Annotated in this window: 6 protein-coding genes; 1 reads left to right on the top strand and 5 read right to left on the bottom strand. The window is 66.1% G+C overall.

Annotated features, from left to right (window positions below):
- Positions 1-6: 6 nt before the first annotated feature.
- From ACZK1G_RS00535 to glnA, 5 genes are all read right to left on the bottom strand, one after another.
- Positions 7-15,480, bottom strand: coding sequence for a hemagglutinin repeat-containing protein (locus ACZK1G_RS00535; RefSeq protein ID WP_197621931.1), 15,474 nt, complete (start codon positions 15,478-15,480; stop codon positions 7-9).
- Between the two features lie 106 nt (positions 15,481-15,586).
- The gene (locus ACZK1G_RS00530; RefSeq protein ID WP_101764673.1) at positions 15,587-17,311 is read right to left on the bottom strand and encodes a ShlB/FhaC/HecB family hemolysin secretion/activation protein; all 1,725 of its coding nucleotides are present in this window, start codon (positions 17,309-17,311) and stop codon (positions 15,587-15,589) included.
- A gap of 295 nt (positions 17,312-17,606) precedes the next feature.
- Positions 17,607-19,037, bottom strand: coding sequence for an ammonium transporter (locus tag ACZK1G_RS00525; RefSeq protein WP_101764672.1), 1,431 nt, complete (start codon positions 19,035-19,037; stop codon positions 17,607-17,609).
- A 21-nt stretch (positions 19,038-19,058) separates the two neighbouring features.
- Positions 19,059-19,397: a P-II family nitrogen regulator gene (locus ACZK1G_RS00520; RefSeq protein ID WP_004134334.1), complete on the bottom strand. Its 339-nt coding sequence runs from the start codon at positions 19,395-19,397 to the stop codon at positions 19,059-19,061.
- A gap of 323 nt (positions 19,398-19,720) precedes the next feature.
- A complete protein-coding gene (gene glnA, locus ACZK1G_RS00515; RefSeq protein WP_004153533.1) occupies positions 19,721-21,130 on the bottom strand; it encodes a type I glutamate--ammonia ligase in 1,410 nt (469 codons plus the stop codon).
- 223 nt (positions 21,131-21,353) lie between these two features.
- Between glnA and ACZK1G_RS00510 the strand changes: the two genes are divergently transcribed.
- On the top strand, positions 21,354-22,148 hold the full coding sequence (locus ACZK1G_RS00510) for an undecaprenyl-diphosphate phosphatase (protein WP_049444436.1): 795 nt from the start codon (positions 21,354-21,356) through the stop codon (positions 22,146-22,148).
- Positions 22,149-22,178 lie beyond the last annotated feature (30 nt).

Genomic DNA, 22,178 nt, shown 5'->3' with positions numbered 1-22,178 from the left:
TATCACCTATTTACTAGTAATAATTGCTTCACCAGAGAATTTTCTTTTAAACTCATCAATGGGCGTGAAATACTGCCTGCCCATTGCAGGGTCACGTATGGCAACTACATATTGCCCGTTCCTCATCGTAACACCGTCCACGACAACAGCATGACCTCCTCGATCCAAGCTCATTCTAACGATTGCAGGATCACCCTTCGCTGTTGCTTCCGCGAGCTCTTCAATAGTGACCGACGCCCTTCTGGTTGAAGAAAGTCCGTTGTTTCTTAGAACTTGGGCCAAGGCAGGCATAGTGGTCCCTTCAGCTCTTACATTGGACTGTATGATAATGGCGCCCAGGTCCACCTTTTTACCGGCGGTATCCAGCACCATTGCACAAGAAGTCGGCCCACAGGTGGGAAGCTGTCCCTGATCAATTAGCAGCCTATCCCCGAAACGCGGGAGACTTGAACTACTTGGGTTGCCCGGCTCAAGTTTGCCGATGACATCGCCTGATGGTGCATCTGAATGAGGCGTTCCATCTTTGACGCCGACTGCTGGCTTCGCACCTTCCACGCCATTCGTTGCGACCTCCCTCTCCAACGCCGCCAGCTTCCTGGCCTTCGCGGCCGCCCGCATCGCGGTGACATCACCCAGGCTGACCACGGCCAATGCGACGTCCAGTCCCATGTCGCCCTTGATGAAGCCGTTTGCTGCCACATCTGCCAGGTTCCACTTCTGGTTCAGGCCCAGCTCGTAGGTCGCCGCATCCCAGCCGTTCCCGAAGTAGCCTGAAATGGACGACCAGGCGCCGGCACCCTTTTCCTTCACGACACCCCAGCCGCCAATTTCGCCGATGCGCTGGAAGTCGTTCAAGGCCTGCTTGGTGCTCTCAATGGACATGTAGATGGCATTCATCTTCGCCATGTCCATGACCATTCCACCCGCGTTGGTCACCACGCCTGCTCCCGAGCCCACCTTGTCGAACAGCAGATTCAGTGCCGCGTTGGCTGCCGCCTCCTGTGTCTTCCCATTCAACGCGAGCACGCCGGCGGTGAATGGATCGCAGCGCCCTGCCGCTGCACAGGTGATCTTGTAACGGGCATCCAGCGAGGACGTATGCGTCAGCAGATCGGAGGCGACCTGGCCACCATTGCCCTTCGTCAGTGCCGCCTGGGCCAGATCAAGGCCATTGTCCTTGATCCATCGCAGATAGGTGGAATCATTCTGGGTAAGTGACCAATAGGCGTCACCCAGCTTCGTCTGCTCTGCGCGGCAGGCAGGCGAATCGGCAGCCGCGGTACATGCAGCAATCAGTGCCGCATTGCGCGCGTCCGACAGTGCTGCCAGCTCCTTCTGTTCGCCGCAACGCTTCCCGCTCTTCATGCAGCTCAGCATGGCGTCGAGGAACTGCATGCGCTCGGCATGATTCAGATAGTTGTTCTCGACGGAGTTCCTGGCGATGGTGGCTCCCAACGCCGCACCCATGGCTCCGTCTCCACCAATCCCACCTGCCATCGCGCCGACCGCCTGGCCCAATGCCTTGATCTGCTGTTCCTGCTCCGGAGTCAGCTGCCCGCCATTCTGCCGCGCGTAGTAGTCACCCAGGAATTTGGCTGCCAGTTCACCCCCTCCGGCAGCAGCGGCTCCGGTACCCGCCGAACCCCCATTCGCCTCCGCAAGCAGCGCGCCCAGAAGCGCATGCGAGAGCATCTGCATCGCCTCACTGGGGACGGCGCTCTGCTTGTTGGGATCGAATGTCTTTCCAATCAGCTCAGCGGCGTAGGGCGCGAGTGTGTTCGAGATGACCTGACCACCCGCCTGCCCTGCCACGCCGCCGACCAGCGCGGTGGAGACCGCGTTGAGCGCACGGCCATAGGTACCGTCGGGTGCCCACTTCTGCTGCGTGACCAGCGCATCAGGGTAAGAGCTGTCAAAGCCGGCAAGGGCGGTGTACTGGTCCTTGGGACTGAGGTTGGCAAAGGCCTCCTTCTCTGCGGCGCTCTTACCCTCCAGGTAGGCATCGGTGATCTTGTTGATCCCGTAGCTGCCAATGTCCGATGCGATCTGCTTGCTGGTGGCCAGTACTGTGCCGGCTGCGTTCGCCAGTGCCTGCTGGTCGGCCAGCATCTTGTTGGCATCAGGCATCGCCTCCAGCGCACGGTGTGCCGCAGCCGCATCGGTATTGACACCCAGTTCGGCCGCCGTGGTCTTCCTGCCGCCGATGGTGATATTGCCCTCGGTCAGTGTTGCACGCGTGCTTGAGCTGTCGCTGCCACTTTCATGCATCGGCAGTCCACCGCCGAACGCGACACCATCCACGCCGCCGAACGTTCCGGATTTGATGTTGCTGCCGATGCCTTGCAGCTGCTCAACCGCTCCCACACCCTTGTCCGTCGGGCCCTTGCCACTGCTGCCGAAGCCACCACTGATGCTGCCCGACGTGGCCTTGTAGTCCATGTGGTTCTGCAGGTCGGTGAACGTCAGCGAATCCGCAGTCAGTTCACTGTTGCCCGCATTGGTGCTGGCAATCGTGCCCCCCACCAGGTTCACGTGACCTGCATCGACGTGGTACCCGCCATTGCCGGCAAACAGGCCGCTCTGCTGGCCAACACCCTGATAGCTGCCGTTGGCCTTGCCCGCACTGGCATACCCGTCAGCATTCCATGCGGTACCGAACGACACCTGCACGCGACCGCCCACCTGGCTGTTCTTCGACATGCTCTCGGCGATGTCCTGCAGCGATTCGATGGTCAGCGTCCCGCCGGTCTTGACGTCGATGCGATCAGCGGTCGCCGTGGCGCCACGCAGCGTGGTATCGCCCTCGGCCTTCATCGAAATGTTCTTGCCTGTCAGTGTGGTGTTCTGCCAGGTGCTGCTCTCGGCATTGGACTTGCTGCTGCCGACGCTCGCTTCGGCGTACACATACACACCGGTCTGCGCGCCCACCGCAACGCCCACGCCGACTTCGGCGCCGGCATTGCTGCTCTTGCTGCGGTCGGCCACATGCGCCTTGCCCGCTTCCAGCAGGATGTCGCCGGCCGAATCCAGACTGAGCGTGTTGCCCGCGCTCAGATTGCCCTGCACCACGTGGATGTCGCCCTGGGTACTGGTCAGGTTGACGTTGCCGCCACCTTGGATGGTAGAGCCGCGCGAGACCTGGCTGCTGCCATCGGCACTGCTGCTGGAGGTCTTGAAGCCGACGCCGGCCTCGGCACTGAGCAGTGCCCCGCCTCCGCCCTTGCCGGCCATGCTGGAAATCGCACTGGCCGCTTGATAGGCATTGGCACCAGCAGCAAGTCCCTGCATCTTCTGCAGGCGATCGTCGGACTTGCGCGCGGCGTCGACGTTGTTCAACAGATCGATCAGCGGCGACTTCACCCGCGCGAAGGCACCGATCTTCAGGTCCTTGTCGCTCTGCGAGTAATGACCACTTTCATCGGCGGTCAGCAGCTCGATCTCGGCAGCGGTGATGTTCACGTCCTTGGCGGCCACTACATTGCTGGCGCTCTGCGTGTACTTGCCACCTGCGGTGAGGTTGACGTTGCCGCCAAGGCTGCCGACAGTGCTGGCCACCTGTGAGACCTGCGCGCTGTCATCGCGATGCTGTTCGCGATGCCAGCCGGAGAACTTCTCGGTGTCGGAGATCTGCACAGTGCCGATCGCCTTGCTGTCGGAGCGGTTGGCATTGCTGACCGTATCCTGCCCGCTACGGATCGTCAGGTCGCCCGCAGCGCGGATGTTGACATCCTTCTCGGCCGCGATGTTGGCGGCGGTCAGGCTGATATCACCCTCGGTGGTGGCCATGCGCAGGCCACCACCGACCGACAGCTGGGTGCCGGTGATGGTGTCGCTCTGTCCGGCGCCATCGCTGCGTGAGTTGTTGGTGCCGAACGGCAGCCCAGCGGAGTTGGTGGCGATACCCCAACCCTTGCCACGGCTGTCGCTGCCACTACGCTCGGTGTTGTGCGCGACGTCGAAGACGATGTCCTTGGTGGCCAGCAGGACAGCATCGCCCTCGGCCGACATCTGCGCGCCCTGGCTGGTGATCGAGCCGCCATTGGCGATCAGCGAGAGATTGCCCCCTGCATTGAGGTTGCTGACCCGGGCATCACTGCTGGAGTGGCTCTGGTTGCTGTTCGAGCGCTGGCTGCCGGCCGTGATCGCCGGCAGCACGGCGGCCACACCGGCCGCCACGCCTTCGGCGGTGCGCGTGATCCGGCCCATCATCGTGCCGCTGTCGGCCATGCCTTCGGTGGCCTTGTCGCGTGCGGTGCGGTAGGCCTTGGCGGGATCGTAGGTGACGCCCACCGAGAACCCGCTGGACTTGCTCGACTGGCTGGACTGGGTGTCCTCGGTGTCCTGGCGGGCAATCAGATTGATGTCCTTGCCAACCAGGGTCAGGTCCTTGCCGGCCGCCACGTCCGAGGCAGCGATGGTCAGCTGGTTGCCCGCGTTGATCAGCACGCTGCCCTCGCGCGAGGCAATGGCCGAGCCGACCTGGGTGGTCGACTGCTCGGCAGTGCTGCTGCTGTTCTTCGAGCTGCCGTAACCGATCGAGGCGGTGCCATTGGAGAAGCCACCGGTGAAGCCGGACTTCTTCCTGCTCTCACTGGACTCGCTGCTGTGATGGTCTTCAGCGGAGGTGATCAGCACATTGTTGCCGGCGCCGAGAACGACCGTACCGGTGGCATCGACTACCGCACCCACCGCGGTCAGGTCACGGCCGGCGGTGACGCTCACGCTCTCGCCCATCAGACCGGTGCCGATCGCGTAGCTGTCGCTGCTCTCGGCATGGCGGGTGGTGGTGGTGCTCGAAAGTGTCTTCTTTTTCTTATCGTAACTGTCCAGGCTGAAGTCATGCGTCTCGCTGGCCGAGAGCAGGTTGAGGTCGCGACCGGCGGTGACACTCAACGTGCCATCCGAGCTGGTGGCCTGGGTAGCGGTCAGATTGATATCGCGGTTTGCCCTCAGCACCATGTTGTCGCCAGCCAGCAACTGGCTGCCGCGCACGGTCTCATCACTCTGGCTGATCTGCAGCGAACTGCGCTTGCCGCCTGCATTGAAGTCGCTGCTGCGGCTGTCCACCAGCACCTGGCTGTTGATATCGCCGCCGGCCTGCAGGGCCATGCCGCCATCGGCCTTGATGCGGGTCGCAGCCAGGTTGATGTCCTTGCCCGCTGCCAGCACCACATCGCCGGCGCCCTCAATCGAAGTCACCGCGTGCGTGGTCTGGCTGTTGCTGGTGTGGTTGCGGCTGTCGTGGTTCAGCGCGCTGCTCTGGCCCAGCGTCTGTGCGCCGAGGTCCAGGTTGCCGCCGGCAACCAGCTGGGTGATGCCATCCTTGCCGGCATTGCGGATCTCCGCCGCCTTGAGGCCGATGTCACCGCCAGCCACCACCGACAGCACACCGTCGCCGCTGGGATTGGTGACATACAGGCCTGCCACGCGGTCGAGCGTGGTCTTCTGCTGCGACAGGCGATCGCCCTGGTCCTTCCATTCCGTGGTGGTCGAGGCCACGGTGATGTTGCCGCCGGCCTTCAACGCCAGCGCGTCGGTAGCCTTGACGGTGCTGCCGATGATGTCGATGTCCTGCCGTGCCGACAGGCCCACCTGGGCACCGCTGATCTGGCCGCCGGACAGGTTGCGGATGTTGCCGGCATCGATGCTGACCAGCTGGCGGCCGGCAATCGTGCCGCTGTTGACCAGGTCACCGCGCAGCTTGACGTCCACCTCCGCGCCGGCCAGCAATGCGCCATCGTTGCCAAGGTCGCCCGGCAGCACCCGCAGGTAGACCTGCGGCACCAGCGCGCGAACCACCGAGCCATCGGCCAGGGTGACGTCCTTTTCCACCAGCCAGACGATGTCGCTGGTCAGGCGCGCCATCTGCTCGGCCGTGAGCGCTACGCCGGGGCGCAGGCCCCATTCGCTCGCCACTGTGGCACCGGCCTCCAGCAGCGCGCGGTACTGCTCCTCGTCGCTGGCGTGGCCGGTAAGGAAGCGACGGCCGGTGAGTTCGCCGATCTGTTCGCGCACCAGCTTCTGCTCGTAGAAGCCATCACCCAGGCGCTTCTGCGTCTGCGCGGGATCAAAGCCTGCGCGCTGCAGAAGGTAATCCGAGCTGAGCCAGTCACGGTAGCTGGTAAAGCGCGGATCGGTTTCCACGATGTGGCTGCCACGGTTGGCGTCCACGTTGAACAGGCTGGCCGTGGGCGCACTGGCATTCGGGCGGGTGGTCACCACCACGCGCGGGTCAGAACCGGTCGTCGTGGTGGCCTGCTTGCCCTCCACGGCGGTGTTGCCACCACTTCCAGTGTGCTCCCCAGCGCGGACCGTGCCCGGGCCATTGGCATTGGCCTGCCCGGCCTGTGCCGCACTGATGTCCTGCGCCGTGCCGGCACCGGTGCCTGCATTACCGGCCTGGCCCGGTCCTTGTGCACCGGCTGCATCCGCGCGCACACCGTCGGCCTGGGCTACCGCCTGCTGGTGGCCGCCATTGGCGCCCTGCGCCGCGCCGGCCGTGCCCGGCCCCTGCGCATCCACGCTGCCCGCACCCTGGCCGGTGCTATGGCCAGGCCCCTGCACGCTGCCCGCGCCCGGACCGACCGCGCCTGTGCCGCGGCCACCGGTATCCAGCTGCGCCGTGCCCTTGCCGCCACCGGCATTGGGGTTGCTGCCACCGCTGTTGTCGTTGCGCAGGTTGCCGACATCGATGGTGAGCTTGCCGCCCGCCGTTATCGACGAGCCCAGCGCACCGGTCTTCTCGGTGATGGGGGCCGCCTTCCAGCGGCTGGAGGAGCCACCGTACGTGATGGACACATTGTCGAAGGTGCTGGTGCGGGTCAGCTGCTCGGCGGCATTGATCACCTCGGACTGGTCACGGTTCAGGCCGACGATGGCCAGGTCGCGACCCGCGGCGATGTTGGCGAAACGGTTCTCCAGCCGATCAGTGTTGATCCGCATGTTGCCACCCGCATTGATCACGGCATTGTTGCCTGCCGAAACCACCACATCCTCCACGGTAGTGCGGGTGGCAATGCGGGTCTTCTCGTTGCCGCTGGTCTCCTGCGGGTGACGCTGCATGTTGATCAGCGTCGCGTCCGGATTGTCATAGTCCGGATAGGTGATGATCTGCACGCAGGTGGTGGTGCAGGTGCCGTAGGCGTTGTTGTACCTGAGGGTGTCGGTCACGTACTCGACGGGCGGCGAACCGGGCCCCCGGGTGGACAGGTCGCGGAACGGATCCTCCGCCCCCGCACCGAGCTGATCGGGGTTGTTGCGGTTGTCGGCACGGCCGATGTAGTAGACCGTAACGGTGCCGTCCTGCACGTTCAGGCGTTCGCGCGAAGCGCGCGCACCATATGCGCCACCGCGGGCGAAGGCATAGGCACTGGTGTTGCTGGTCAGCCGGATGACCGCCTTGCGGATCTGTTGGCCATCCGGGGTGACATAGGGGGTGTCTTCGAGGATGTCCGACGGATCAAGGTAGTAGATCTCGTACGGCTGGTAGTTCGAAGTCGCCCTGAAATCGCGGTTGTTGTTGGTGGCGTTCTTGAACCAGCCAGGCTGCTCCAGCCGGACCGGCGCGCGCACGGTGGTGACCTTCTCCACGACTACGTTCTCGCGGATGTTGTTCACTGCCAGTGCGGACAGGTCCAGATTGCCGCTGACCTCGATGGTGGAACCGATGTTGTCCACCTTCTGGGCACTGCCTACCGCGCCCAGGCCGTTCAGGGCGCCGCCGATCGCGGCGTCACCATCACTGAAGATCAGGCTCTTGCCGCTGTTGGTCAGCGTGCCGACGCCGAGGTCCAGGCGCTGACGCGCGGCGATGGTGCCCGCACGGTCCGCGCCACCGATGTTGGCGGCGAGGTTGTTGAGCGATCCTGCCTGGATGGCGACGTGGTCACCGTAGATGCGGCCGCTGCCGATGTTGTCGACGGTCGCGGCGGTGATATGGGTGACATTGCCGTCCAGCAGGCCGTAGTTGACCAGAGCGCCACCCGCTGCAAGGCGGGTCAGGCCGATGCTGCTGATCTCGCCGGTGGAGGCGTTGGTGATGTTGCCGGCGTTGATGTTGACGTTGGCGCCGGCCAGCTTGCCGCTGTTGTCCAGGTTGCCCTGGATGGACAGGCTCAGCGTGCCGTTGGCCACCATCTCGCCACGGTTGGTGTGGCTCTGGCCCAGCTCCAGGGTCATGTCACCCTGCGACATCAGCCGGCCGTCGCCGATGATCTCGCGGGTGCGGAGCGTCTGCTGCCGGCCGGCCACCAGGGTGCCTCCGCTGTTGACCAGGGTATCGGCGCGGACATCGGAGGTCAGTGCCGCCGACACCTGGCCACCGCTGTTGTCCAGGCGCTGGTTCACCTGCAGCAGCAGGTTGTCGGCAATCACCTGGCCGTTCTGGTTGTCCAGGTTGCCGGTGGTCACCTGCAGGGTCTTGCCCTGCAAGCCCAGCGCAGGGCCATTGGCCTGGCTGAGCGTATTGCGGTTGTCGATGTAACCGGCCTGCAGGTCGAGGCGGCCGGTCGCCGCCACGAGGCCGCCACTGTTGAGCAGCGCGCCCTGCAAGCCGATGTCGGCATTACCACCGGCGGTTACGCTGCCACCGCTGTTGGCCAGCTGCTGCGCACGCAGCAGTAGATCGGCAGCACTCACCAGCGAGCCGCCACCACTGTTGTCGATGTTGATGGCCTGCACGTCGGCACCGGCCTTGGCGAACACGGCGCCACCACGATTGTCGAGATCGCCGCTGCGGATCTGCAGCGTGCCGCTGCTGACGATGCCATTGCCATTGGAACCGGCATTGATCAGCCGCTGTCCCGCGGTGTTGATGCTGAGTGCCGCCGCCGACTGCAGCAGCCCACCGGTGTTGTCCAGCGCACCACTGCGCAGCTCCGCATTTCCGGAGAGGCTGGCAATGATCCCGCTGCGGTTGTCCAGCGCCTGGCCGCGACTATCCAGCTGCAGGTCGTTGGCAATGATCCGGCCACTGTTGTTGTTCAGGCCACCGGCCGAGACCTGCAGGTGCTTGCCGGCCTGGACCAGGCCGCCGTCGTTGCGCAGCAGATCGGCACTGGTCAGCCGCAGATCCTGCCCCGCGGCCACAGTACCGCCGCTATTGTTGATGGCCTGTGCCTCGGCCAGCAGCGTGCCTCCCGCGGACAGGGTGCCCTTGTCACTGTTGTCGAGCAGTCCGTCCACGCGCACGGTCAATGCGCTGTTGCCATCGCTGTGCACGGTGCCGCCACGATTGTCGAGCGTGCCCGCGCTGATGCCTGCGTTGCCTGTGGTCAGGATGCGGCCGCCGCGATTGTCCAGCGCGTGGGTGATCGCCAAGGTGCTGCTGCCGCTGCCGGCGGCCTGGATCGTGCCCCGATTGTTGAGCAGTTGCGCGCTGCGCAGATCCAGCGCGCCATTGCCGGCAAGAGTGCCTCCGCTGTTGTCCAGCCGATCGCGGGCGGACACCTTCAACGCATCGGTGCCGGAGGCGATGATCGAACCGCCCGCGTTGAGCAGCGTGCCCGTATCCACGGCGATGCGGACCGCGGACAGCGTGCCATCACGCAGGTCGGTGGTCTCGCCGGTCAACTGCAGGGCGCCATTGCTGAGCAGCTTGCCGCCCTGGCCATTCAAGGTGTGCGCGTTGATGGCCAGCGTGCCGGTACCGGCCTGCTGCACGGTGCCGCCGGCATTGCCGAACCGTGCGCTGGTCAGGGTCAGGTCGCCATTGCTGGCGATCAGACCGTTGCCACCATTGTCCAGTGAGGTGGTGGCCTGCACGCCGCTGGCCTGCGTGCCCGTCGCCAGCAGCTTGCCATTCTGGTTGTCGAAGCGGTCGGTATTGATGTTGAAGTGATCGGCACTGAGCGTGGCGTCGCGATGGTCCACAGTCATCGCATCCAGCTGCAATGCGCCTGCCGTGGCGATGCTTCCGGCGGCTCCATCCAGCTGGTCGGCATGCACGTTCAACACGCCCTTGCCTGCATGGACGATGCTGCCCGTGGCGTTGACCAGCTGCCCAGCATCGATACGCAGGTTGGCGGCATTGCTGGCGAGGGTGCCGCCACCGTTGTTGAATCGGCCGGTGACGGAGATCCGGCTGTCGGACGTACCTGCCGAGCTCAACGTGCCGCCTGCATTCGACAGCGAATCGGCTCTGATCTGCTGCGCGCCGTTGGCGGCAATGGTGCCGCCGTCATTGCCCAGCGCGCCGCGCACCTGCAGCGCCATCGCCTGGTTGCCGGTGGCGTTCAGCGTACCGCCCGTGTTGTCCAGCTGCCCGGCCTCGATGCTGACCTGCTGCGCGGCAGTGGTGCCTGCGCTGAGATCCAGCGTCTCACCCTTCAGCTGCAGCTCGCCGTTGCTGACGATGCGGCCGGCGTGGCCCTGCAGTGTGGTGGCATCGATCTGCAGCAGGCCGTCGCCTGCCTGCTCGATGCTGCCGCTGCGGTTGTCCAGCGAAGCCGCCGCCACCTGCATGCCCGCGCCGCTGGCGATGGTGCCCTTGTTGCTGTTGTCGAGCAGGCCATCGGCCTTGACCACCAGCCGTGCTGCGCTGTGCAGCGTGCCGCCCTGGTTGTCGATGCTGCCGGAGGTGATGCCGAGCCCGCCGTTGGCCAGGATGCGGCCGCCGCGGTTGTTGAGGTCCTGGCCGATGATCAGCTGGCTGGCCGCCGTGCCAGCGGACTGCAGCGTACCGCCAGCGTTGACCAGCACGGTGCTGCGCAGATCCAGCCCACCGTTGCTGGATACGGTGCCGCCGCTGTTGTCGATGCGCTCGCGCGCGCTCAGCCACAGCATGTCGCTGCCGGTCGCAGTGAGCGTGCCGCCGGCGGTGATCAGGGTGCCGGTATCCACCTCGATCCGCTTGGCCGAGGTGACACCCGCCCGCAGGTTGGTGGTGGTGCCCTTGAGCAGCAGGCTGCCATTGCTGACCAGCGTGCCGCCAGTACCGTCGAGCGTTCCGGCGCTGATCGACAGCACGCCTTCGCCGGCGTGCTGCACGGTACCGCCGGCATTGCCGAACACCGCCGCATGGACATCCAGGTCGCCGTTGCTGGCCAGCAGACCGCCCTCACCGTTGTCCAGGTTGCCGACCACGTCGATCCGGCTACCCTCTGCACCGGTCGCGATGACCTTGCCGGCCCGGTTGTCGAACGACTGTGCATCCAGTTCGATGCGCTCGGCCTGCAGGGTGGCGCCGCGATGGTCCACGCTGCCCGCCTGCAGGGTGATGCCGCCTGCGGTGGCGATGGTGCCGCCCTGGCCATCCAGTTGCCCGGTGCGCAGCAGCAGGCCCTGGCTGCCGGCATGGCTGAGCGTTCCCTTGACGTTGGTCATGTGGCCGGCATCGATCTTCAGCGCGGCGCCGTTGCTGGCGAGCACGCCGTTGCTGTTGTCGAACAGGCCCGCTACGTGCAGCTCGGTCGTGGCGCTGCCTGCCGAACTGAGCGTGCCACCGCGGTTGGAGAGTTCGCCGGCTTCGATGCGCTGCGCACCGTTGCTGGCGATGGTGCCCGCGTCGTTGGCCAAGCGGCCGCTTACCTGCAGTGCCAGCGTCCCGCTGCCGGTTGCGCGCAGCGCGCCTGCGCTGTTGTCCAGGCTGTCGGCCACGATATCGAGCTGCTCGGCCGCCACGCTGCCGCCGCGGAGATCCAATGACCCGCCCTGCAGTGACAGCGCGCTTGCGGCACCGATGCTGCCGCCCTGGCCCGACAGCGTATCCGCCTCGATGTGCAGCTTGCCGTTGGCGGAGATCGAGCCGCTGCGGTTCTCCAGCTGCGCGGCGCGGATCACGGATGCAGCATCACCGGCAGCAATCAGCGTGCCATGGTCGTTGACGAAGCGGCCTGCGCGCACATCGACGGTGCCATTGCTGCCCAGCGTTCCGCCGGCATTGTCGAGCAGGCTGCGGGCCTGCAGCTGCAGCGCCCCGGTGCCCAGCGCACTCAGTTTGCCGCCCGCGGTGATCACGCTGTCACCGTCGATGCTGATGCGCTGCGCGGTCGTGGTGCCGTTGCGCAGATCGAGGGTGTCGCCCTGCAGCTCCAGCGAACCGTTGCTGAGCAGGGTGCCACCGGCGCCGGTCAGGTCCTGCGTGGTGATGACCAGGCTGCCGGACCCGGCCTGCTGCACGGTTCCACCGGCATTGCCGAAGGTACGCGCGTGGATATCCAGGTTGCCATTGCTGGCCAGGGTGCCGCCATTGCCGTTGTCCAGCGTGCCCTGCACGCGCAGCGTATTGCCGCCGGTGCCGGTGGCGATGATGCGCCCGCCGCGGTTGTCGAACCCGGTCGCCGTGATGTCCAGTTGCGCGGCAGCCAGCGATGCGTCCTGGTGGTCGACCTCGCCCGCAGTGAGCTGCAGGGCGCCAGCAGTGGCGATCTGACCCTTCGCCCCGTCCAGGCGCCCGGTGTCGATGGCCAGGCCGGCGCTGCCCGCATGGCTGAGGGTACCGTTGGCATTGACCAGTGCGCCGCTCTTCAGCTGCAGATTTGTCGCATTGCTGGCGATGCTGCCGCCGCTGTTGTCGAGCGTGCCGTCGACCCGGATCTCCGAAGCCGCCGTGCCCGCCGAGTTGAGCGCGCCGCCGCGGTTGGACAGCGCGCCCGCCTGGACCTGCTGCGCACCATTGGCGCTGATGCTGCCGCCGTCGTTACGCAGCAGGCCCTGCACCTGCAGCTGCATCGCGTTGTTGCCCAGTGACAACAGGCTGCCACCGCTGGTGTCCAGGCCCGTGGCCGTGATCTTCACGTCACGGGCGCGGGTGTTGCCCTTCTGCAGGTCCAGCTGCTGCCCGCTCAACTGCAGCTGGCCGTTGCTGGCGATGCTGCCGCCAACCCCCTGCATGGTGGTCACTTCGATCTGCAGCGTGCCGGTGCCAGCATGATCGACGCTGCCGCCCTCATTCAGCAGGCCATCGGCCTTGATGTCCAGATCGCCATTGCCGGACAGCAGGCCGCGCTGGTTCTGCAGCCGCTGGCTGGCATGGATGCGGCTGGTGCCGGTGCCTGCGGCGATCAGTTTGCCGCCATCGTTGATGAGGATGCCGCCGTTGATGTCCAGCGCACCATTGGCGCCAACGGTGCCGCCGCTGTTGTCCAGGGTGCGCGATACCTGCAGCTGCAGCGCGTCGCTGCCCGTGGAGGTCAGCATGCCACCGGCGGTGGTCAGGTCGCCGGCGCGCACATCGATGCGCTGCGCGGCGGTGGTGCCGTTGCGCAGGTTCAGCGTATCGCCGTGCAGCTGCAGGGTGCCGTTGCTGAGAACGGTGCCGCCCTGGCCCTGCAGGTTGGCGGTGGCAAGGCGCAGGTTGCCAGCGCCCGCCTGCTGCACGGTGCCGGCAGCATTGCCGAAGGACGCTGCATCGATCTGCAGGTCAGCATTGCTGGCCAGCAGGCCACCGTCGCTGTTGTCCAGGTGATTGCGGACGTTGAGCGTACTGGCCTGCTGCCCGGTGGACAGCACGCGGCCGCCACGGTTGTCGAAGTCCTGTGCGGTCAGCTGGAGCTGGCGGGCGACCAGCTGCGCACCGCGGTGGTCGGCACGGCCCAGCTGCAGGCCTGCCACGCCAGCAGTGGCGATGCTGCCCTGCACGCCATCCAGCACCCCCGCACGCAGCAGCAAGCCCTCGCTGCCAGCGTGGTTGATGCTGCCTCGCGTGTTGACCAGGGTGCCGATGTCCAGACCCAGGCGCGTGGCATTGCTGGAGATGTTGCCCTCGCTGTTGTCGAGCTGGCCAATCGTCCAGGTCGTTTCGGCGCTGCCACCGTGGGCAAGGCTGCCGCCGCGATTGATCGCCGACTGCGCCTTCAACTCGAAACCACGGGCGAAGGTCATGCGGCCGCCGCTGTTGTCCAGCTGTTGCACCTGCGCGCTGGCCGCGCCCTGGACCTGCAGGGTGCCACGCATGTTGCGCAGCGCTTCTCCCTGCACCTGCAGGGTGCTTGCGCCCAGCATGCCGTCGCTGTTGTCCAGACTGTTGCGGGCGCTGAGCTGCAGGTCACCACTGGCTTCAATGCGGCCGCCATCGTTGCTCAGGGTTCCGGCGATGTTGAGCAGGCCGGTTGCCAGAGACGGGAGCGGCGTGACCGGCGGGGTGCCGGTGCCAGGGGAGCCGGTGCCCGGAGTACCCGTGCCTGGCGTGCCGGTGCCCGGGTTGCCGGTACCCGGTGTTCCGGTTCCCGGCGTACCTGTGCCCGGAGGGGTGCCGGTCCCCGGCGACGCACTGGCCACGTTGCCGATACGGCCCTGCAGATTGCTGACGTCGGCCGCCTGCAGCTGCAGCGCCTGCGCTCCAAGCTGTTCGATGCTGCCACCGCGGTTGCGCAGCGCATCGGCATTCACGTCGATGCGCCGTGCGTTGAGCGTGCCGCCGCTGTTATCGACATCTGCCGGGGTCTGCAGGCGCAGCTCGCGCTCGGCACTGAGCGTGCCGGGATTGGCGATGCCCGCGCTGGCGTCGATGCGCAGGTCCTGCTGCGCATGCATCGCGCCGGTGTTCTGCAGCCGGCCGTCGGCGGTGACCACCAGCTCGCCAGCCTGTGCGCCGATCTTGCCGGCGTTGCTCACACCCACGCCGTGTTCGTTGCCGACCAGCCAGATGCGGTTGGCGTACATGCCACCCAGCGCGCCCACATCCAGGGCAAAGGTGGGAGGCGCAGATGCAGGCTTCTGCAGCTGCACGCTGCTGTGGTCAGCGCTGACCACGTTGCTGCCCAGGCTGGCCTGCAGCTGGTTGGCCCAGATGCCGGCGTTGACCTGCAGCGAACGGGTGATGATGTCGGTGTAGTCGGCGCGACTGGTATCCAGGCCTGCGCCACCGACACCGATGCTGCCGCCCTGCACGCGATAGCCCTCCAGCACGCCATTGTTCACGATCGGCGTACCGGTGGTGAGGGTCACCCGGCTGGCATTGAGGAAGCCCGCGCCATTGACCTGGATGCCGGCCGGGTTGGCGATGACCACCTGCGCCCGCGCACCCGCCACTTCCACATAGCCATTGAGGTGGCTCGGATTGCTGCTGTTGACCTCGTTGAGGATGACGCGCGCGGTACCTGTGGCCAGCCACGGATTGCCCTGTACCCAGCCGCCCAGCTGGGTCTGCACCTCACCGCGCGAGTTGTTGAGGATGACGCCCTGCTGGCCGACGTCGAACTGCTGGTAGGTATTGCGCGACACCCCACCAGCGCTGGGCGTGGTGATGTTCACCTGGGGCGTGCCGTTGGCCGAGGTGATCACCGTCGGGCGCTGGTTCGCCGGCGCACCGGGGTCTGCGGCAATACGGCCCGGGTCGGCCGGCGCCTGCTGCGCGGACAACGGCTGCACCAGACCCACCCACCCCAGCATCAGCCACAGCGCGAAACTGATCGGACGCAGCGTGCCAACCGCACGGCCTTCCCGGTTGTCGGCGCCGCCGTGCGCGGCGTTGACCAGCTCGGACACAACCTGCATGACCCCGAGCGTACGGTTGAAGACCAGACGGTAGATTCTGTTCACGGCGCTGATTCCTTTCGGTGCTGTTGGGTTGTATGCGCAGCAGGCTGCGCGGTACCGCATCGTGCTGGCCGCGCAGCAAGCAGCGCAGGCCGGCCATGTGCAGGCGTCAGAACGAGACGCCCATGTTCATTCCGAACGTGGTGTAGGCAGTCTGGAAGCCGCGTGGCTTGGACAGGGGGCTGCCGACGAACGCTTCCCAGTTGATGTGGCGGGTGCCGCCGCGAAGCCCGAGGGCCGTGCCGGTGAGCCGGTCGCCCGCCAATCGCGCCGTGGAAGGTCCACCGACACGCCCGTGATCGACGGCGACATAGGCCTCCACGCCACCGCCCAGGGGCACGCCGAGTTCATTGCGCAGCAACCAGCCACGCTCGCCGGTCAGCGACATTTCGCCATCGAAGCCACGCACCGTGTAGCGGCCACCAATCGAGAATCGATCCTGCGGCACCAGCGGCGAGCGGTTCCACTGCGCTCGCCAGCTGCCGGTGTAGCGCAGGCTCTGGCGGCCCCATTGCATCGGCAGCACCAGCTGCGCGTCGGCGGTGTAGATGCGGCCATGCGCCGTACCTTCGCCAAACGCCTCTTCCGGCGCACGCAACGCGTTGAAGGCGCCGGTACCCTTGCGGTACGCCAGGTTCACATCCAGTGTGGCCTTGCCGATGAAGTGACGGTGGCCCAGGCCCAGCTCCCAGCCGGCCATGCGGCGGCGCTGCACTTCGATCTCGGTATCGTTGATGAAGTTGTCCGATTCGCGATACCAGCCGCGCGCATACATGTTGGTCTTGGCACGCGCGTTGCGGAACAGCATGCGTGTCAGGCGCAGCTCGGCGTTGCGGCTGGAGCCACTGTAGACGTAGTTCTCGAACGCGCCGGCAACGGTCTGCTCATAGTCGAAGTTGCTGGCGTTGGCGCCCAGCAGCCATCCGCCCAGCGGCACGCTGTAATGCACCGCCCAGCTGTCGGTGCCACGCTCGCTGCCGTTGAACACCGATTTGCCCACGTTGATGTAGAACAGGTCGCTGAGACCGGCCGCGTTGTCCACCGACACCGTGGTACCGGCCTGCATCTTGCCCGTGGACTGGCTGCCGGCATCGTCCAGGGTCAGGTTGACCCGTACCAGATGCGCCTGCTGCCAGCTGATCACCAGGTCGCTCTCGCCCGGTTTGGCAGCCGCGCCCTCGGCCGGGGGGGCGATCTGGATGTCCACCGAAGCGGTCGGCACACGCTGCAGGTTTTCCAGCGCCTGCTCGATGTCACGCAGGTTCAGTACTTCGCCGCGCGCGACCCGCACCGCGTTCCAGAGCGCGGGCGTACGGCCTTCGCCATCGGCGAAGCGGATGGCATTGACGCGCCCTGGCACGACCGTGAGCGTCAGCACGCCGGACTTCAGGTCCTGCGGCGCAGCGAGGATGCGGGTGGTGACGTAGCCACGCTCGATGATTGCGTTCTGCACGCGCTTCATCACGATGTCCACGCCGGCGGTGCCCAGGCAGCGCCCGGTGGCGGGGTCGCTGCGCGGATCGGCCGCCGCCAGTGCCCAGCGGAAGCGTTCGGCCAGATCACCCTGCAGCGCGATGCGGTTGATGGTGAAGCAGGGCGACTCGTCCGCCGGCAGATGGCCGAGACCTTCGGTGGCCGGCTGCAGCCGGACATCCGGCGCGGATTCCTGTTGTTCCCGCAGCGCGCGCTCGCGCTCCTGCTGCCGGAGCAGCTCCTGCTCCGGTGACACTACCTGCGCCAGGACAGGTGCCGGGATGCCAACGATGGCCAGTGCCACGCCCACGGACAACCGCCACTGCAACGCGCGGCTGCGCACACTACGTCCCTGTTTCACGATGCTCTGTTCCCTGCGGATAGCTGCCAGTCCGACGAATAGTCGGCTGGAAGAGGCAGCACTTTAGGGGAATCGCATCGCAGGCAACAGGGCCGGCGAGCCAAGCGGAGCGGGGCTTTCCCGGCAAAGTGTGATGTCCGACGGAGCGTCTTTCGCGAGCCGGCGATGCTTGGAATCTGTGCCGGATCTGCCCGCGTACCAGCAGACACCGGCCGCACTAAGGCTGCCGGTGATGGACGCCCGCCACTGACTGCGGCGCAGTAGTGACGGGGCGTCCACGAAACCGTGAAACCGATCAGGCCTCGTAGGCGGACTCGCCATGCGAAGTCACATCCAGACCCGTGCGTTCGGCTTCCTCGGTGACGCGCAGGCCGACCACGCTGCGCACCACCAGCAGGATCAGCGTGGTCACCACCGCCGACCAGACCACGGTCAGGCCGACGCTGACCACCTGCACCCAGACCTGATGGGCGATATCCAGATCGGGCTTGGTACCGCCCAGCGACTGTGCGCTGAACACACCGGTAAGAATCGCGCCGACGATGCCGCCGACACCATGCACACCGAATACGTCGGCGGTGTCGTCCACCTTCAGCAGGCGCTTCAAACCGGTCACGCCCCACACGCAGACCACGCCGGCGACGAAGCCGATGATGATCGCGCCGAGCGGGCCGACGGTGCCGCAGGCCGGGGTGATGCCGACCAGGCCGGCCACCGCGCCCGAAGCGGCACCCAGTGCCGACGGCTTGCCCTTGCTGATTGCTTCCACCAGGGTCCAACCGAGCACGGCGGCGGCGGTGGCCAGCACGGTGTTGAGGAAGGCCAGTGACGCCACGGTATCGGCAGCGGCGGCGGAGCCCGCGTTGAAGCCGAACCAGCCCACCCACAGCAGCATCGCGCCGATATAGGTGAACGGCACGTTGTGCGGCTTCAGCGCGGTCTGGCCATAGCCCAGGCGCTTGCCGACGAACCATGCGGCCACCAGGCCAGCCACACCTGCGTTGATGTGGACCACGGTGCCACCGGCGAAATCGATCGCGCCCATCTCACCCAGATAGCCGCCGCCCCAGACGATGTGCGCCATCGGGATGTAGCTGAGGGTGAACCACAGCGCCGAGAACAGCAGCACCGCACGGAACTTGATGCGCTCGGCGAAAGCACCGACGATCAGCGCGGTGGTGATGCCGGCGAAGGTCGACTGGAAGGCGACGAACAGGTAATCCGGCAGGCCCTTGATCGGCGTGTTGCCAACCGAGTCGGGCGTGAAGCCCTTGAGGAAGGCGAATTCGGTGAACGAGCCGAAGAACGGGTTGCCCACGCTGAACACCGCGCTGTAGCCATAGGACACCCACAGCAGCAGGACCAGCGAGAACACCACCAGGATCTGGCTGAGCACCGACAGCACGTTCTTCGAACGCACAAGGCCGCCGTAGAACAACGCCAGCCCCGGCACCACCATCAACAGCACCAGCAGGGTGGAGGTGAGCATCCACGCGACGTCGCCGCGGTCATAGGCGGCCGCCGCTTCGGCCACGGCCGGTGCAGCCGCTGCGGCAACCGGATCCTGCAGCGGTTCAACTGCCACGCTCTCGCTCGGCAACGGCGACACCTGCACCTGGGCATGGGCACTGCCCGGCCAGGCACCGGCCGCCAGCGCGCTGAGCAGCATCAACAGGCACACCAGATGGAACCGGGCTTGCCACCCGGTGAGAAGGCGCATCTTCATGGGGGAGTCTCCGGAAGGGGGTTACAGCGCGTCGGCACCGATTTCGCCGGTGCGGATGCGGATGACCTGTTCGACGGCAGTGACGAAGATCTTGCCGTCACCGATCTTGCCGGTGCCTGCCGACGACTGGATCGCTTCGATCACCGCGTCGGCACGCTCGTCGGTGACCACGGTTTCGATCTTGATCTTGGGCAGGAAATCGACGACGTACTCGGCGCCGCGATACAGCTCGGTGTGGCCCTTCTGACGACCGAAGCCTTTCACTTCGGTCACGGTGATGCCCGACACGCCCGCGTCGGACAGGGCCTCGCGGACCTCGTCGAGCTTGAACGGCCGGATGATGGCGGAGATCAGTTTCATGCGCATGTCCCGAGGGTGGATGGGGCCAGCGCGCCAGCGCGCGTTGGCATCAGGCAACCAGCGGCCATCAGGGTGATGGCCGTGGCTGTTGCACCGGACACGTACAGGGCCGGGACGGCCGTGCCTCTCTCCTTGCACGACCGACGCGGGAGGGAGGGCAGCCCTGGTCGCGTATCCGGTCTCTCTCTTGCCCCTGGATCAGGGGTCAGAGCCCATTCGTAAACGAACGGGATCCGACCCCGATCTGACCGCGGCTCCCCAGCCGCGAAAACGGGTGCGATGGCGGCGGGTGGGAGGGGGATGCCCACCGCCATCGCGCCCGGTCAGCTGGCGTAGTACAGCTGGTATTCCAGCGGGTGGGTGGCCGCGCGGAACTTGGTCACTTCCTGCATCTTCAGCGCGATGTAGCCGTCGATGAAGTCATCGCTCATCACGCCGCCGGCCTTCAGGAACTCGCGGTCCTTGTCCAGCGCTTCCAGCGCCTGGTCCAGCGAAGAGCAGACCTGCGGGATCAGCTTCTCTTCTTCCGGCGGCAGGTCGTACAGGTCCTTGTCGCTCGGTGCGCCCGGGTCGATCTGGTTCTTGATGCCGTCCAGGCCGGCCATCATCAGCGCGGTGAAGGTGAGGTAGCCGGACTGGATCGGGTCCGGGAAGCGCATTTCGATGCGGCGCGCCTTCGGGTTGGAGACCCACGGAATGCGGCACGACGCCGAACGGTTGCGGGCCGAGTAGGCCAGCATCACCGGTGCTTCGTAGCCCGGCACCAGGCGCTTGTAGCTGTTGGTGCCCGAGTTGGCGAAGGCGTTGATGGCCTTGGCATGCTTGAAGATGCCGCCGATGTACCACAGCGCCAGCTGGCTCAGGCCACCGTAGCCGTCACCGGAGAACAGGTTGGTGCCGCCCTTGGACAGCGACTGGTGCACGTGCATGCCGCTGCCGTTGTCGCCGACGATCGGCTTGGGCATGAAGGTGACGGTCTTGCCGTTGCGGTGCGCGACGTTCTTGATCACGTACTTCATGCGCAGCAGTTCGTCGGCCTTCTGCACCAGGGTGCTGAACTTGGTGCCGATCTCGCACTGGCCGGCGGTGGCCACTTCGTGGTGCTGCACTTCCACTTCGATGCCGACCTGTTCCAGGGTCTTGCACATCTCGGCGCGCAGGTCGTGCAGGGTGTCGGTCGGCGGAACGGGGAAGTAGCCGCCCTTCACGCCCGGGCGGTAGCCGCTGTTGGCGCCGTCGTACTTGGCGCCGCTGTTCCACGCCGCTTCTTCCGAGTCGACCTGGAAGAAGGTGTGGCCCATTTCATTGGCGAAGCGGACCGAGTCGAAGATGAAGAATTCCGGCTCCGGGCCGAAGAACGCGGTTTCGGCGATGCCGGAGGACTTCAGGTAGGCCTCGGCGCGCTTGGCGATGCCGCGCGGGCAGCGGCCATACGGCTGCATGGTGGCCGGGTCGAGGATGTCACAGCTGATCACGATGGTCGGATCGGCGTAGAACGGGTCGACGTAGGCACTGGCGGTATCCGGCAGCAGCACCATGTCCGATTCGGCGATGCCCTTCCAGCCGGCGATCGAGCTGCCATCGAACATCTTGCCTTCTTCGAACAGCGACGGCTCAACGATGCTGACCGGGAAGGTCACGTGCTGCTCGACGCCACGCATGTCGACGAAGCGCAGGTCGACGAACTCGATCTGGTTGTCCTTGATCAGCTTTTCTACGTTTTCCACGGACATCGGTACGACCTCGGATGGGGATGAATGCCTGCTGAGGTACAGCAACGACCGTGCCAACTTTTCGCTGGCCGCAAGTCATTGATTTCAAAAAGGGCGCCCCGTGGCGGTGCGGAACCGTGCGCACCAAACGGGTGCGCCCGTCACCAGACGCACCCGTTTGGTGCAGCAGGGATCGTCTATCCTCTCGACCTTCTTCCTTCCGCCGCGCGTGCACGCACCGTCCATGTCCGACCTGCTCTCCGCCCTGCTGCTGGGCATCCTCGAAGGCCTCACCGAATTCCTGCCGATCTCCAGCACCGGCCACCTGCTCATCGCCCAGCACTGGCTGGGGGCCCGCTCGGACTTCTTCAACATCGTCATCCAGGCCGGCGCGATCGTGGCCGTGGTGCTGGTGTTCCGCCAGCGCCTGCTGCAGCTGGCCACCGGCTTCAACCAGCGCGAGAACCGCGAGTACGTGTTCAAGCTGGGCGCCGCCTTCCTGGTCACTGCGGTGGTGGGCCTGGTGGTGCGCAAGGCCGGCTGGTCGCTGCCGGAGACGGTCAGCCCGGTAGCCTGGGCGCTGATCATCGGTGGCGTCTGGATGCTGCTGGTGGAGGCCTACACCGCGCGCCTGCCCGACCGCGACCAGGTGACCTGGACGGTGGCGATCGGCGTGGGCCTGGCGCAGGTGGTGGCCGGCGTATTCCCCGGCACTTCGCGCTCGGCCTCGGCGATCTTCCTGGCCATGCTGCTGGGCCTGAGCCGCCGCGCCGCCGCCGCCGAGTTCGTGTTCCTGGTCGGCATTCCCACCATGTTCGCCGCCAGCGCCTACACCTTCCTGGAAATGGCCAAGGCCGGGCAGCTGGGCAGCGAGAACTGGACCGACGTGGGCGTGGCCTTCGTTGCCGCGGCCATCACCGGCTTCGTCGTAGTGAAGTGGCTGATGGGCTACATCAAGTCGCACAGGTTCACCGCCTTCGCGATCTACCGCATCGCGCTGGGCGCGGCGCTGCTGCTGTGGTTGCCCTCCGGCAGCTGAACAGCGCCGGGGCACGGTAACCCCGTTGCC

The organism is Stenotrophomonas sp. 109824_Sma (assembly GCF_056480025.1).
This window is presented reverse-complemented; position numbering and strand designations above follow the sequence as displayed.

Excerpts from the sequence above, each read along its gene's own strand:
- ACZK1G_RS00525 (WP_101764672.1), bottom strand. The coding sequence starts at position 19,037 with ATGAAGATGCGCCTTCTCACCGGGTGGCAAGCCCGGTTCCATCTGGTG.
- ACZK1G_RS00520 (WP_004134334.1), bottom strand. The coding sequence starts at position 19,397 with ATGAAACTGATCTCCGCCATCATCCGGCCGTTCAAGCTCGACGAGGTC.
- glnA (WP_004153533.1), bottom strand. The coding sequence starts at position 21,130 with ATGTCCGTGGAAAACGTAGAAAAGCTGATCAAGGACAACCAGATCGAG.
- ACZK1G_RS00510 (WP_049444436.1), top strand. The coding sequence starts at position 21,354 with ATGTCCGACCTGCTCTCCGCCCTGCTGCTGGGCATCCTCGAAGGCCTC.